This window comes from Exiguobacterium sp. 17-1 (assembly GCF_023096305.1).
Lineage (GTDB): Bacteria > Bacillota > Bacilli > Exiguobacteriales > Exiguobacteriaceae > Exiguobacterium_A > Exiguobacterium_A sibiricum_A.
On sequence record NZ_JALIGJ010000002.1, the window covers coordinates 592,962 to 607,095 of the forward strand.

A 14,134-nucleotide genomic window follows, 5' to 3' on the forward strand; every position below is an offset into this window, starting at 1 on the left:
CTCTTACTATCCATTCTAGCGGAATAATGAATGATTTACCTTATTGGAACACTTCAAAACCGCACATTTCGAAAAGTTTTGCTACAATCATAGTAATAGCAAAAGGAGGAACGGTTCATGAAACGATATCTTTGGCCACTTTTTTTAATAGTTTCTCTTATTTTAACGGCAGTCTTCGGGTACGGTTTTGCCAGTGCCTATAGCGATGTCGTCAATCCCCCGAAACGGGCTGTCTTGACGCCGACAAAGGAAGACCCGGTTAAAAAGGGCGGTACCTATGTCGCACTTGGTGACTCCCTGACACGTGGTGTCGGTGCCTCAAACGGAAACAGTTATGCCGCCATCGTCGGTCGCGATCTTGTCAAAAATGACCGCGTCGAACGTTTCCAAAATCTTGCCGTCAGCGGTGCCCGGACGGAAGATCTCTTAAAACAATTGAAACAAAAAGAAGTCCGTCGTACGTTGTCCCAAGCAAAAGTCATCTCGGTGACGATTGGCGGTAACGATTTGTTTAATCGTGGTGAAGGGGTCGCAAACTTTGATGCCAAAAAGACAGGTGCTACAATTACAACGGCTCAAACCAACCTTGCCAAAACGTTCCGCATCTTGCGGGAAGAAAACCCGGATGCCGTCATCTTCTATGTCGGACTCTATAATCCGTTCCGCGCCAGTGAAAACGGCAAAGCGTTTGACGCAATCGTCCAGGACTGGAACGCTAAATCCCGGACACTTGGTCTGAAATACGATATCGAAATCATCGATACGTTCAACCTCGTCCGTGATGTCAAACGTGATCTTTCAAGCGATCAGTTCCACCCGAACGACTCGACATACGAAGATATTGCTAATGCAGCCATTCTCGCAGTCGAAAAACGTTTTTAATTGAATAACAAAAAGGGTTATCCGAAAGCAGTTGTTCCGCTTCCGGATAACCCTTTTATTCTGTCCGTGCTCCATCCCGTGCGTCTCTATTTCAAGCGTTTAGCAAAGGCAATCAAGACCCACTGTAACGGCAAACGACCCCATAATCCCCAAGCCGGTAATGTTTTCCCGTTAACCGGTTTCGGATTGACCGCCATGTTGATATTCGCCGGTAAGACGGCATATAAAAACGCCGGTAACGTCTTGCGAACACAATCAACGCCCCGTCCGGACAGCAACATCAAACCGTACAGGATTTCGATGACACCTGTCACTTGGACGAAAAAACGTTTGAACGGGATGAAAGCGGGCATAATCTTAACAAATCCCTTTTCATTCCGGAAATGACCGATTCCGGCAAACAATAAACCGGCACCGTACAGAACACGTAGTACATACTTCATCTGAATCTCTCCCTTTGTGACTAAGTCGGTTACTTAAGTACGAAACACATTCAGTGTACCGAACTGACCGGCTCTACTCAACTGTTTGAGATTGTTGTCGAATTATGGGGAATGATGAGGCATTTTGGAAAAACCACCGTAATTTCATTCCGTTCGATTAAATCTGATACATTAATATTAGAAAAAACACCACATGAAGGGATGGATTTCGATGGCAGGAAAAACAAGACAACTCTTACCGGGACTTACCGGAGGCATCATCGGTGCTGTACTTACCGCGACGGTCGCCTTTCCGATTTTGATGGATCAAGAACAGCAAGTCGCCGATACGCCACTCTCAAACGGTATGCCAAAACAAATTTCGACGACGACAAGCGATCCGGTGACGAATGCCGTCGCAACGGCACAAAAATCTGTCGTCACGGTCACGAACTATCAATCAGGTAATTCGATGAGTCAGGAAGAAGCAGCAGCGGGTTCCGGCTCAGGTGTCATCTATAAAAAAGCAGACGGCAAAGCCTACATCATCACGAATCACCACGTCGTCGACGGTGCCTCTAAACTCGAAGTCACGTTAAACAATGGAAAAACACTCAGTGCCAAATTATTAGGCAGTGACGAAACGTATGATTTAGCAGTGTTGGAAGTCAATGCCAGTGATGTCCCGTCCGTCATCACACTTGGAAAATCGGCTGATTTGAAAGCCGGTCAAACCGTCCTTGCGATCGGGAATCCGCTCGGTGAGTTCCAAAACTCCGTGACCCGCGGAATCGTCAGCTCAAACGACCGGACCGTTCCAGTCGATACGAACAAGGATGGACAGGATGACTTCAATACAACGGTCATCCAGACCGATGCCGCCATCAATCCGGGGAACTCCGGTGGTGCCTTGATTAATGAACAAGGACAACTGGTCGGAATCAACTCGATGAAGATTGCTGAGACCGGGGTCGAAGGGGTCGGCTTCAGCATCCCGATTGATGATGCCTTACCGATTTTAAAACAGCTCGAGACAAACGGTGAAGTGAAACACCCAACGCTTGGTGTCTCATTGCAGGATGTCTCAGCCTTCCCTGCCGGTTACCTGCTCGATCAAGTTAAACTGCCGGAATCACAAAAAACAGGTGTCGTCGTCATGTCCGTCGAGCCGAACAGCCCTGCTGCCTCCGCTAAATTAAAAACTGGTGATGTCATCACGAAAATCAACAATGAAGAAATCAAGAGTTTTGTCGATATCAAGACGGCGCTTATTAAATCCGATGGAAATGTCACTTTGACCATCATCCGTGACGGTAAAGAACTGAACGTCTCGACAAAAACAACGACAACGGACCAACTGTAAACAACTGACAAGATACGTTTCAACCCCCTCCCATATCGGGTATTGTTTTATAACAATATCGATTGGGAGGCTTTTTTTATGTATGATTTGATTGGCGTAGGTATCGGACCGATGAATCTAGGGTTAAGTGCTCTGGCTCATCCGACACCTTTACGAACATTATTTTTTGATGAAAGCGAACAATTTTCCTGGCACCCCGGGATGATGATTAAAGATTCGATGATGCAGACAAGCTTCATTTCCGATCTCGTCACATTGGCCGATCCGACCAGTCCTTTTACGTATCTGAACTATTTACGATCCATCAACCGTTTGCATACGTTTTATTTTTATGAAAAATTACTTATTTCTCGACAAGAATATAATTCCTACTTGAAATGGGTCTCGACTCAACTTGAAGATTTACATTTTTCTACCCGTGTCATCGATATTCAGGATACAGGTGACAGTTATGAAGTATTGGTCGAAGAAGTCGCGACCGGTAAACGGACGACTTACGAAACACGAAACGTCGTGCTTGGGACCGGTTCAAAACCTTCGATTCCGGCGAGCTTTGACAAAGGAGTCATCCACAACACCCAATACGTCATGGAAAAAGAAGCCATCCTGCAACAGGATAAAGTCAGTATCGTTGGTTCTGGTCAAAGTGCGGCCGAAATCTTCCTCGATCTGCTGACGAGTGACCGGAAAGAGACATTTGAACTCGAATGGATCTCCCGTTCGACGATTTTTGAAACACTTGAAACCGGCAAACTGGGCGAAGAAATCTTTTCTCCGAGTTACGTCCGTTATTTTAACAGTCTGCCGTTAGCCGTCAGACAAGAAGCAGTCACAAAATTCGCCCGGTCACAAAACGGGATTAGTCCGGAAACATTGCAAGCCATCTATGAACATTTATATGATTTATCCAACGAAGAACAACAGCGTGTAAAAATCCGTGCCAATCTGGAAGTCAATCAGATTTCATATGACTCGGACTTTACCATCACCATGCGGCATACCGAACTGAATGATCAGCGGACGTCAACAACCGGTGCTGTCGTCGCTGCGACCGGGTTCGTCCCGTCTCTTCCCCGCTTCATCAATCGACTTGAGATCGAGTTTGAAGGCGAACAGCAGGCATGGAAGGTCGATGCCAACTACCGGATTAGCCGAACTGTTTCAACAAATCATCATTTGTATGCGACAACGAACCTCGAACTGTCGCACGGTCCGGCAGCTGATAACCTTGGCATGTCTGTTTCGCGCAATCAACTCATCTTAAACGATGTCGCCGGCAAAGAATTGTATCCGGTGGAACAACATGCAACCTTCACGACGTTTGACTAATCATCAGACATATCAAAACAGATCCCCGGCGAATTCGCCGGGGATCTGTTTTGATTGTTTCTCACGGTTTTTTCGTCAGCTCGAGCGTCGCTAAAATAAGTAAGGCCGACTGCAGACGACTTTGACCGTTTTTCGCGAGCAAAAGATGAAACGCAATCAACCAATTAACCTCATCCGAAAAGCGGTTCCGGGACCGCTCCCGGTCGACGACTCGCGTCACATAAATCATATCGACCCGCTCGGTTGTCTCAAGTAATGCCAGTAATGGGAAGATCCGATCCCAAATTCGGAGCTCCCGTTCTTCCATCATTTCGCACCAGGATTGAATCCGCTTTTTTTGGCTGTCGATTTCGCCAGATGCGGCTAAAATTTGTGCCGTCATCAAACGTTCGCTTGAAGGTTTCATCCATCGTTCCAGCCATCGTTCGGCCTGTTCGACAGTTTCGACGAAAGCGTCAGGCAATTGGCTGGTCTCCATCAGCGTCGAGGTCACCACATACTGTTTAGCAAGATTGAGGACAGGACGTGTTTGTCGAAGTTGTTCCACGATCGGAAAGGCGTCGATTCCCAGTTCGCGATTCAAGACTTCACCGAGCGCAAAGAACGGACGGACTGCTTTTTCTTTAATGAAGCGTCGTTTGATATGACGTTCCGCTTCGATGACCCGTTCGAGCAATCGCTCCGGTTCGGTACTGTTTAACTGAATGTGGGAGATCAAAAGCGGCGTATACCGGCTGCGTAGGGCTGAAAAGCGGGTCGTCTTTTGTTTGACGATCTGCATCATCCGGTCATAAGCGAATTTGTCAAAGACCGTATCATGAATCGTATATGACAAGGCAAAAAAGCGGTGGAAATCATGTGAAGATTCCCCGTGTAACGTTGAATACGTCTCATCGTAGTTTTCACAAAACAAACCATACATCTTCCCGTCCTCCCTTCTCTTATATGTTCCCGGTTCCTGTAAAATCATTCCGCCTTTCTTCCACATGCTAAAGAAAACAACAAAACCGGAAGTCGCAATCATCCTGACGATGATGTGTCTTCCGGTTTTGTTCAGACGCGTTGCCGATCAAGGAGTCGTGAGAAATATCCTCCATTTTCGACCAACTCTTCGTGTGTCCCGTCTTCGACGATTCCATCTTTCGTAACGACCAGAATACGGTCTGCTTGACGAATCGTTGCCAGGCGGTGCGCGATGATCAGTGTCGTCCGATTTTTCGATAATTCAGCAAGCGATTCCTGAATGATGGCTTCCGTCTCGGTATCGAGGGCCGACGTTGCTTCATCAAGAATCAGAATCGGCGGATTTTTCAAGAACATCCGGGCGATGGCCAACCGTTGTTTTTGTCCACCGGACAGCTTTAATCCCCGCTCACCGATTTCGGTATCGTATCCGTCCGGTAAATCAGCAATCATCTGTCCAAGATGCGCCCGTTCTGCCGCCTCGACGATGTCAGTCCGACTTGCCGTCAAATTCCCGTAGGCGATATTATCAGCAATCGTACCAGAAAACAGGAAGACATCCTGTTGAACGATGCCGATCTGTTGCCGCAGCGACGACTTTGTCATCTGACGGATGTCGATGCCGTCAATCGTAATCGCACCGTCCGTGACATCATAAAACCTCGGAATCAATGAACAAATCGTCGTTTTCCCGGCACCCGATGTACCAACGAAAGCAATTGTCTGTCCTGGTTCGACCGACAGACTGATGTCTTTTAAGATCAAACGATCCGCTTCATAACCGAAGCTGACGTCATCAAACCGAATCGCGCCGCGTAACGTCGAGACGTGAATGGCGTCCGGAGCATCCTTCAGTTCTTCATCATGATCAATCATTTCTAGAAAACGTTTGAAGCCCGCCATTCCTTTCGGATACAGTTCCAAGAGTGCTGTAATCTTATCAATCGGTTTCAATAAGATGTTCATATAGAGAATAAAACCGACGAGTTCGCCATAACTGAGTTTTTTTGTATAGCTGAGATAAGCTCCGACGACGAGGACAGCGAGCGTCATCAGACGTGTCGTCAGATAAATCCCGGACAAACTCGTACTCATGACTTTGTAGGCATTGATCTTCGACTGCCGGAACGTCGCATTGTCTTTTTCGAACCGCGCCACCTCATGGGCTTCATTCGTAAAGGATTGGACGACACGGATTCCGGACACACTGTCCTCGACCCGGGAGTTGACTTCGGCAATGTTACCGTACATCCGGTCCCATGACCGGTTCATCCGGACATTGGCATAGCTGATCAACCAGATCAGGAAGGGAACGGCAATAATCGTAACCAGTGCAAGCGGCACATTGATCGTCATCATGATCGAGAAGGCACCGAGTAATGTCATGACGGCAATAAAGGCATCTTCCGGACCATGGTGAGCCAGTTCACCGATGTCAAACAAATCATTCGTGATCCGGCTCATGATATGTCCCGTTTTAGTGTTGTCAAAAAAACGGAATGATTGCTTTTGGACGTGACCAAACAATTGACGCCGCATATCCGTCTCGATGTTGATCCCGAGCTTATGCCCAAAGTAGTTGACGACGAACTGCATCAGCGTGCTGATGACATACAAGCCGAGTAATCCGACACTAACTAAAATAATCCAGTTCAACTCCCCTTCTGGTAGCAACGAATCGATGAACCATTTGACGGCAAGCGGAAAGGCCAGCTCAAGCAGTCCAACGAACAAGGCGGATGAAAAATCAAGCCAAAACAACCGTTTATGCGGTATGTAATAGTGATAAAACCGTTTTAACATGCGAGTCCTCCTCTCAAATTATCTTTAGTGTACAGGATTACTGAAAATAATTCTCGTTTACAAATCCTGCTTCTTTTTTTGAAAATAGTTCGAATTTCTTTCTCAAAAAATATATTTTAAAAACAGGTAAATCCCCGAACTCTTATGACAAAATGGTAACAACGATTCGATTCATGATCGAACTAGATTCATCATTCGGAAGGGAGCCACACTACGTGAAAAAGACTTTTCTCACTTTGACGACACTTGCGCTGATCAGCTCAGCTACCGGCGTCGAAGCCGCATCAACGACACTCATCTTGACAGACAACGTCAACATCCGGACTGCTGCCACTACTTCCGCTCCAGTCATTACCACCCTAAAAAAAGGAACAACCGTCACCGCAGTCAAGAAGACCGGATCCTGGTACGAGATTCGTCATCAATCCAAAAAAGCTTTCATCACTGCCGCTTACGTCAAGACCGTTCCAGTAAAAGCACCGACAACAACGACCTACATAACGAATACCTCGTCCGTCAATGTGCGTGAGAAAGCAACGACCACTTCGAAATCGCTTGGTAAACTGGCGAAAAACGTCAGTCTTTCCGTTAAAAAGAAAACCGATGAATGGTACGAAATCAATTATAAAAACAAATCCGCTTATGTCCATACGACGCTGGTCACCGCTAAAACATCGACGGTGACGACAGGATCAAAACCTCCGGTCACGACACCGGTGACACCACCTGTCTCCACTGCCGTCAAAGCTGTCGATTCGTCAAAACAATATGAAGTCAACGCAAAAGAAGGGTTGAATGCCCGTCTGTCGGCTTCAACGACAGGTAAGATTTACAAGACGTTACCGCATAAAACTGTCTTAAAAGTAACGGGATCGCTTGATAAATGGTATCAAATCCAGCTCGATGGAAAAGACCTCTATGTCGCTTCGAGTTATGTCTCAGCGACGGCTAAGGATACACCACCGCCGCCCCCTTCGACACCGGGTGTTTCGGTCACACCGGTCGACCAGTCGAAAACGTATAAAGTCGATGCGCCGACCGGCTTAAATGTCCGGACCGCTCCATCGACGGCATCGACCGTCTTTACACAACTCGCACACGGATCCACTGTTCAGGTTTCTGGTGAAACAACAGGAACGTCTGCTGGTTGGTACCAGATTAAAATCGGGACCGCTTATTACTACGTTGCGAAGAGCTACATTACGACCGGCTCCGTCACAGCTCCGGTAACACCACCGGTCACGCCGCCAACGACGACGATTCCGGCATCAGGTATCATGGAAAAAGCCATCGCCATCGGTCAACAATATCTCGGCACGCCGTACGTTTGGGGTTCAAGCAGCCCTGTCAACGGTGGATTCGATTGCTCCGGTTTCATCAACTATGCGCTGAATACGGCCGGCTACAAAGTGGGCCGGACGAATGTTAACGGCTATTGGAACAATGACGGCTACCTCGGTCAAAAGTTATCGAAATTACGTCAACCGGTCCGCGGCGACATTATTTTCTTCGAAAATACGTATGCAGCCGGTCCGACGCACATTGGCATCATGTTGAACAACGATCAGTTCATTCATGCCAACACACCGTCACTCGGGATCAGTCGCCTGTCTGAGCGTTACTGGACACAAAAATTACTTGGTTTTAAAGCACTTTAATCCAACAGGACCAACTGGGTGATATCCCGATTGGTCCTGTTTTTTTACGTTAATTCCGCTAAGGTATGCTCAATTTTTTGTTTGAAATGACCAGGTGATAATTGTTTTGTCAATTCTTCCACTTCTGCTTGACGGTCTAATCCAACTCCGGCCCGCATCGCAAACGCGAGCGCATATAACATCATCGCGTGATCATACTCACCACCGGCCCGCCATAAGTGCGCATTCCTCCAAATTTTCGAAACGGCGCTCTGCAGATCAAATGTGAGTGTCTCTTTTGAATCATTCCACAAACAAAGATAGACTTCGAAATATCCGATGTAATGAAGACAGGCTTCAATCTCGACTTCGATCAGCCGTTCACGTGCCTCACGAATTCCGACGTAATCCTCACGGTGGACGGCGATTGATCCTTTCGTCAAGTCGACAAGGATTTGATCAAGTGCCGTTGCTTCCGTGAACAAAAAGAAATGCCGTAATTTTTCGAGTTCAAATTCTGCTGCTTCATAGTCCTCTTCCAAACTTAAAAATAGGGCAAGCAGCCGGTGGTAGTTACTGACATCACTGTAGACACCCTTCTCCCGCATATAGCGGATCCCTTCCCGTAAGAAAACGATCGACTGACTCCAATTATCGTTAATCACACTGACACGAATCGCCTGTAACATTTGATAGTCAAGAAACGTTTCATGCGCAAGCGGGACATCTTGAAAAATCATCATCCCGTCAATCTTTCGGTACGCTTCTTCGTAGCGGCGTAGGAAAAATAAAAAATACACTTTTGAAATCTGTACTTTAATCTGTTCATCCCGCAATCCGAGCTGTTTAAATACGTCTTCTGCCAGATCGAAGTAATATAAGCCTTTTTCCGTATCGGAAAAACGTAATGCACTTCCGTACTCGTAATAAATTTGTCCTTGCCAGTAAGAATGGATGGCGGGTTCTAAATACGGCTCAAGCATCGTCACAATCTGTCCTTCCGCATAATAACCGCTTGCAGCCGAATTGATTTTTTCAATCATTTGCTTCATTTCGACGGCACGCGGATCAATCAATAACTCGTCGATGGAGACATTCAGACGTTTGGCAATCGATTGTAACGCCGGTAAGGACGGTGTCGCCTTTTCGTTCTCGATCATACTGAGCATCGACTTCGTCATGATGCCGTCTGCGACATCAGACTGCGTCATTTTTTTTGCTTTCCGTACACTTTTAATGCGTTGTCCAAGCATCGGTGGCACCTCACATATCAAATAAGTTCAATTAAATTTAACTTTCGTATTTACATTCATTCCCTGTTCCTCTAGTATAAAGGAAAGTTCAATTTAATTGAACAAAAAGGAGGAATTATGATGTCGAAAAATTTACAACGGTTGCTGTTCGGTAAGTTTTGTTCGTTATTTGCCGCCAGTCTGTTTACATTTATCGCCGGTCTGACCGTGTTACGGGAAACGTCGTCCGGGCTTCAGTTCGCACTTGTTTTACTCGCCGGGACACTGCCGCGGATTCTGTTATCCCCCGTTGCCGGTGTTCTGTCTGATCGCTGGAACCGGAAAAAAATCATCGTCACGACTGAGGCATCGAGTGCCTTCATACTCACCGTATTTGCAAGTTACGCGACCTTTTTTCCTGTCCATACGATTCATTACATGATTGTCAGCGCCCTTTTGACTGCTCTGTCGACATTTCTTTCCGTCACCTTGATGAGTTCATTGACGCGCCTGATCGATGATGCGGAATTACAGCGTGGTAATTCCCTCATTTCAAGTATCAGTTCCCTTTCCTCAATTGTTGCTCCGATGCTTGCCGGTTTCCTGTTGGCTTTTGCGCCAATCCATCTTTTTGCTCTCTTGCCACTCACGTTATTCGCCTTAGCCGCGATTTGGAACGCCAGCCTGACATTTCGAATCATCCCTTCTGCCCGTGAAGAAAGCTCACCTTCATTTTGGACAGACTTTCAGTCAGGCTACAGCTATTTATTCAAGCAACGTGTCCTGACGACACTCATCTTGATGGCACTTGTCTTGAATTTCTTTTTCATTGCCTTGGAAGTCATCTATCCGATTATCCTGCTCGACCGCCTTAGCTTCACCGCTTTCCAATTCGGAACGATTGAAGCGGCTTTAGGTGCCGGCCTGTTGCTCAGCTCCCTGATGCTTGCTCTTCCCAGCTTCACAATCAAGCGTCCGTTGATGACATTGTTTCAGTCAATTGCTTTAGTCGGCATGTTGTTTCTTTCACCTGTCTTACCGTTACTCGACGTCATCCCATCAAACTGGATATTCGGTTACTTTTTCGTTTTTTCTTTCATCGTCGGATTCATTCTCCTCCGGGCAAATATTCCAATTCAACTGCTCGTCCAACGTCAAACAGACCCTGCATACTTAGGGCGGGTCATCGGCGTCATGGAATCCCTTGCGATGGGCATCATTCCACTCGGTATGCTGTTATTCGGCTTCTTAAGTGATTACGTTTCACTCACTCTGATTCTCGCTATCAGTTCGTTTGGTTTACTCGTAACGGTTGGTGTCGGATTCTTCCACTTGCGCCACGACGTCCGGACGGAAGGCTTTACGAAGGCATCTCTTCCCGGGCATGAAAAAACGTCCACCCCAGCGAGCTGAGATGAACGTTCTTCATTCATTAAACCGTTGCTTTGACTGCGTCCATAATCAGACGGAGCGATTGTTGTTTCGCGTCCTTGTCGGCAATCATCGAAGCAATCATCACTTCATCCGTTCCGTAAGAGTCGGCGAGATTTTGTAGCTGACGCGCCACATCTTCCGGGTTTCCGACAATCATCCGTTTCCGGTTTTCGGCAATCCGGAACTGGTCCTGGAACGAGTACTGGTAAGCGGCTGCTTCCTCCGGAGTCGGTGTGCCTGTTGACGAGACACCTTTCTCAAGCAGGAGCAAAGACAAATCAAGACTTGAAGCCAATCTTTCCGCTTCTTCCGTCGTTTCGGCACACGTTACGAAAATTGAGACAAGTGTTTGCGGTGTCGCGTTGAACGACGTCGCCATGAAGTTATGACGGTAGTAATCCATCACTTCCTGCCCGCCTTGTCCGTTGATGAAGTGGGCAAAGGCGAATCCGAATCCGCGTTGCGCGGCATTCAAGGCACTGCCGCCGCTTGATCCGAGCAACCAGGCTTCTGGTGTCGTATCGACTTCCGGTGTTGCGACGAGTCCTGCAAACCGGTGATCAGCCGGTGCCCCGTCTTTTAAATAATCGACGAGATCATCGAGTTGTGCGCCGTAGTCGGCTCCACCGAACCGCGGTGACGACCCTTCCTGGAGTGCGCGGGTTGCGAGCGGCATGCCGCCCGGTGCCCGACCGAGTCCCAAATCAATCCGGTTCGGTGCAAGACCTTCGAGGACACGGAAGTTCTCGGCGACTTTATACGGGCTGTAATGCGGTAGCATGACGCCACCTGAACCGAGACGGATCTGTTTCGTAACGGCAGCCATGTAGGCGATCAGAACTTCCGGGCTTGATCCGGCAAGTGTTTTCGCAAAGTGATGTTCCGATACCCATAACCGCGTATAACCGAGTTCATCGGCAATCTTCGCAAGTTCAACCGTTTCATGTAAAGCTTCTGATGGCGTCTGTCCTTTTGAGACCGGCGACTGGTCTAAAATACTTAATTTCATCTATAATCTCTCCCTATGATGTTGACTTCATGCTTAAACTGTACGCCTGTCGGATAATCGAATGCAATAAAACTGCCTGTTTACCGGATGGCGACGTTTTCAATTTGAAATTCAGGGAACATTCTTAAAGTAGCCGCAACAAAAACTTAAAGGATGAGGTGTTTTTCATGTCAACGAATCATACATCAAACCAAGAAGCTGTCGAAACGGTCAAAAAATTAATCGATAAAATCGAAACGGCGATGCTGACGACCGTCTCTGATGAAGGTCTTGTCTCACGTCCAATGCAAACTCAGGATATCGAGTTCGATGGCGATCTCTGGTTCCTTACATCAAAAGAAACAGGCAAATATAACGAAATTCTTAAAAATCCGAACGTCAACGTCGCGTATGTCGACAAATCATATGTCTCGATTCGCGGGAAAGCGGAATTCGTCGAAGACGTGGCCCGTAAAAAAGAACTGTGGAGCCCACGTTATGAAGCGTACCTCGGTACGACATACGAAGATCCAAAAGTCGTCTTGATCAAGGTCAACACGGAAGGCGCTGAATATTGGGAAACTGGAAATACAACAAAATCCGTCAAACAACTGTTGAAAAAAGCAGTCGGCAACGATGACTCAAACGAAATCAACAAAAAAGTAGATTTAACGTAAGTCTCTTTTAGACCAAATCGTCTTTCGACGATTTGGTCTTTTTTTGTTCGAATTGGTTTTAACGGGACCATCTGGTGTAACATACTACTATTAGTAATCAAGTTTGTTAGCTAAAGGAGACGCATTATGGGAGAATTCATTACATTATTAAAACGCGGTAACCGTTCCGCCTTGACCGCTGGCATCGTTAACTCGATCATTGCCGTCATCAAAGCAGTTGCTTATGTCTTAACGGGAAACGTCGCGATGTTCGCCGAGATGATGCACACGTTCGGCGATGCCGCCAACCAATTTTTCGTCTTCATCGGATCCGCCCTCAGTAAAAAGGCACCAACAAAACGATTCCCGAACGGATTTGGTCGTCTTGTCAACCTCGTGTTGCTCGGTGCGATTTTATTCGTCGGCATCATGGCCTATGAAACGATTCATGAAGGGATTGCCCACATCATTCAACCAACCGAATCAACCGGTTTTTGGATTACTTTGTCCGTCTTATTGGTCGGTGTTGTCCTAGAAAGTGGTGTCTTTTATAAAGCGATGCAGGAAATCGCACATGATGCCCGCATCACGACAAAAGGTCCGAAACTGATTCTTGACAGCTTCCGTGCCTTAAAGCAGGCAAAACCGGCGACACGCCTTGTCTTCCTAGAGGACTTAGTCGCAACGGCCGGTGGTCTCGTCGCGATGATTGCCGTCATCATTTCGCACCTGACACCGTTCCATCAGGCGGAAGGGATTGCGTCGATTATCATCGGACTGATGATGTTTTATGTCGTCGGCAATGTCTTTTTACAAAATGCAGCCGGAGCCCTCGGTGAAGCCGATGAGACGATGGCAGCACGGCTCGGCGGTCTCATCATGAAAGATGCCGACGTTCGCGACATCAGCAAGCTCGAAGTCATCAAGGAAGGCGATCATTTCCATGTCGAAGTCGAGATTGAAGTCGATCCGGCGTTGACGATTGCGCAAGCGGATGACATTAAAGACCGCCTCGAACTGAAAATCCGTCTGCAACAAGGAATTATTGATGTCACGATTGGATTCGACGAAGACGACAACATCCAACAGTATGTCGTCTCGACCAACGAAACGCCTTGATTCCGTTCACACAAGAAGTCGTTGATGTCATTCGTTCGATTCCGGCAGGACGCGTCATGACGTACAGTCAAGTCGCACGGCTTGCCGGAAACCCGCGGGCCGCACGACAAGTGGCTCGGATTCTTCACAGCCTCAGCCGGACGGAACACTTACCGTGGCACCGCGTGTTAAATGCCAAAGGTGAGATTTCACTCGACGGTGACGAACAGCAATTGGCACTCGAGGCGGAAGGCGTCGTCTTTGAGCGTCCCGGGAAACTGTCGTTATCCCGTTATCAGGTCTAACAAAAAGGAAGTAAACCGCAGA

At 47.4% G+C, this 14,134-nt stretch carries 13 protein-coding genes; 8 read left to right on the plus strand and 5 right to left on the minus strand.

Going from position 1 to position 14,134, the window contains the following annotated elements; translation table 11 throughout:
• The first annotated feature begins 117 nt into the window (after positions 1-117).
• On the plus strand, positions 118-882 hold the full coding sequence (locus MUN34_RS08865) for an SGNH/GDSL hydrolase family protein (RefSeq protein ID WP_247857577.1): 765 nt from the start codon (positions 118-120) through the stop codon (positions 880-882).
• Positions 883-968: 86 nt separating this feature from the next.
• Here MUN34_RS08865 and MUN34_RS08870 read toward each other — a convergent pair whose 3' ends face one another.
• Positions 969-1,325, minus strand: coding sequence for a DoxX family protein (locus MUN34_RS08870; RefSeq protein ID WP_026828757.1), 357 nt, complete (start codon positions 1,323-1,325; stop codon positions 969-971).
• A 211-nt stretch (positions 1,326-1,536) separates the two neighbouring features.
• Between MUN34_RS08870 and MUN34_RS08875 the strand changes: the two genes are divergently transcribed.
• Together MUN34_RS08875 and MUN34_RS08880 are read left to right on the plus strand one after the other, a co-directional pair.
• Entirely contained in the window at positions 1,537-2,667 is a 1,131-nt protein-coding gene (locus MUN34_RS08875) for a S1C family serine protease (RefSeq protein WP_247857578.1), read from the plus strand.
• Between the two features lie 78 nt (positions 2,668-2,745).
• A complete protein-coding gene (locus tag MUN34_RS08880) occupies positions 2,746-3,996 on the plus strand; it encodes a lysine N(6)-hydroxylase/L-ornithine N(5)-oxygenase family protein (RefSeq protein WP_247857579.1) in 1,251 nt (416 codons plus the stop codon).
• Positions 3,997-4,057: 61 nt separating this feature from the next.
• Here MUN34_RS08880 and MUN34_RS08885 read toward each other — a convergent pair whose 3' ends face one another.
• Together MUN34_RS08885 and MUN34_RS08890 are read right to left on the minus strand one after the other, a co-directional pair.
• Positions 4,058-4,918 carry a DUF4003 family protein gene (locus tag MUN34_RS08885; RefSeq protein WP_247857580.1) on the minus strand — a complete coding sequence of 287 codons (861 nt, stop codon included), beginning with the start codon at positions 4,916-4,918 and terminating at the stop codon, positions 4,058-4,060.
• A gap of 131 nt (positions 4,919-5,049) precedes the next feature.
• Positions 5,050-6,762, minus strand: a complete 1,713-nt coding sequence (locus tag MUN34_RS08890) for an ABC transporter ATP-binding protein (RefSeq protein WP_247857581.1) — start codon at positions 6,760-6,762, stop codon at positions 5,050-5,052.
• A gap of 215 nt (positions 6,763-6,977) precedes the next feature.
• On the opposite strand from MUN34_RS08890, the gene MUN34_RS08895 reads away from it, so the two are divergent.
• On the plus strand, positions 6,978-8,420 hold the full coding sequence (locus tag MUN34_RS08895) for a C40 family peptidase (RefSeq protein ID WP_247857582.1): 1,443 nt from the start codon (positions 6,978-6,980) through the stop codon (positions 8,418-8,420).
• Between the two features lie 44 nt (positions 8,421-8,464).
• On the opposite strand, the gene MUN34_RS08900 is transcribed toward MUN34_RS08895, so the two are convergent.
• Positions 8,465-9,652, minus strand: a complete 1,188-nt coding sequence (locus MUN34_RS08900; RefSeq protein WP_247857583.1) for a helix-turn-helix domain-containing protein — start codon at positions 9,650-9,652, stop codon at positions 8,465-8,467.
• A 120-nt stretch (positions 9,653-9,772) separates the two neighbouring features.
• On the opposite strand from MUN34_RS08900, the gene MUN34_RS08905 reads away from it, so the two are divergent.
• Positions 9,773-11,044, plus strand: a complete 1,272-nt coding sequence (locus MUN34_RS08905; protein ID WP_247857584.1) for an MFS transporter — start codon at positions 9,773-9,775, stop codon at positions 11,042-11,044.
• A 19-nt stretch (positions 11,045-11,063) separates the two neighbouring features.
• On the opposite strand, the gene MUN34_RS08910 is transcribed toward MUN34_RS08905, so the two are convergent.
• A complete protein-coding gene (locus tag MUN34_RS08910) occupies positions 11,064-12,074 on the minus strand; it encodes an LLM class flavin-dependent oxidoreductase (RefSeq protein WP_026828765.1) in 1,011 nt (336 codons plus the stop codon).
• A 167-nt stretch (positions 12,075-12,241) separates the two neighbouring features.
• Here MUN34_RS08910 and MUN34_RS08915 point away from each other — a divergent pair, with 167 nt between their 5' ends.
• The 3 genes from MUN34_RS08915 (at position 12,242) to MUN34_RS08925 (ending at position 14,112) form a co-directional block, all read left to right on the plus strand.
• Positions 12,242-12,730, plus strand: coding sequence for a pyridoxamine 5'-phosphate oxidase family protein (locus MUN34_RS08915; protein WP_026828766.1), 489 nt, complete (start codon positions 12,242-12,244; stop codon positions 12,728-12,730).
• Between the two features lie 126 nt (positions 12,731-12,856).
• On the plus strand, positions 12,857-13,828 hold the full coding sequence (locus tag MUN34_RS08920) for a cation diffusion facilitator family transporter (RefSeq protein WP_247857585.1): 972 nt from the start codon (positions 12,857-12,859) through the stop codon (positions 13,826-13,828).
• On the plus strand, positions 13,825-14,112 hold the full coding sequence (locus MUN34_RS08925; protein ID WP_247857586.1) for an MGMT family protein: 288 nt from the start codon (positions 13,825-13,827) through the stop codon (positions 14,110-14,112). The genes MUN34_RS08920 and MUN34_RS08925 overlap by 4 nt, the downstream gene beginning before the upstream one ends.
• Positions 14,113-14,134 lie beyond the last annotated feature (22 nt).

Bases quoted from the DNA above. Each gene is read 5' to 3' on its own strand.
- MUN34_RS08920 (WP_247857585.1), top strand. From the start codon at position 12,857: ATGGGAGAATTCATTACATTATTAAAACGCGGTAACCGTTCCGCCTTG.
- MUN34_RS08890 (WP_247857581.1), bottom strand. From the start codon at position 6,762: ATGTTAAAACGGTTTTATCACTATTACATACCGCATAAACGGTTGTTT.
- MUN34_RS08875 (WP_247857578.1), top strand. From the start codon at position 1,537: ATGGCAGGAAAAACAAGACAACTCTTACCGGGACTTACCGGAGGCATC.
- MUN34_RS08910 (WP_026828765.1), bottom strand. From the start codon at position 12,074: ATGAAATTAAGTATTTTAGACCAGTCGCCGGTCTCAAAAGGACAGACG.
- MUN34_RS08905 (WP_247857584.1), top strand. From the start codon at position 9,773: ATGTCGAAAAATTTACAACGGTTGCTGTTCGGTAAGTTTTGTTCGTTA.
- MUN34_RS08885 (WP_247857580.1), bottom strand. From the start codon at position 4,918: ATGTATGGTTTGTTTTGTGAAAACTACGATGAGACGTATTCAACGTTA.
- MUN34_RS08915 (WP_026828766.1), top strand. From the start codon at position 12,242: ATGTCAACGAATCATACATCAAACCAAGAAGCTGTCGAAACGGTCAAA.
- MUN34_RS08900 (WP_247857583.1), bottom strand. From the start codon at position 9,652: ATGCTTGGACAACGCATTAAAAGTGTACGGAAAGCAAAAAAAATGACG.
- MUN34_RS08880 (WP_247857579.1), top strand. From the start codon at position 2,746: ATGTATGATTTGATTGGCGTAGGTATCGGACCGATGAATCTAGGGTTA.
- MUN34_RS08865 (WP_247857577.1), top strand. From the start codon at position 118: ATGAAACGATATCTTTGGCCACTTTTTTTAATAGTTTCTCTTATTTTA.
- MUN34_RS08870 (WP_026828757.1), bottom strand. From the start codon at position 1,325: ATGAAGTATGTACTACGTGTTCTGTACGGTGCCGGTTTATTGTTTGCC.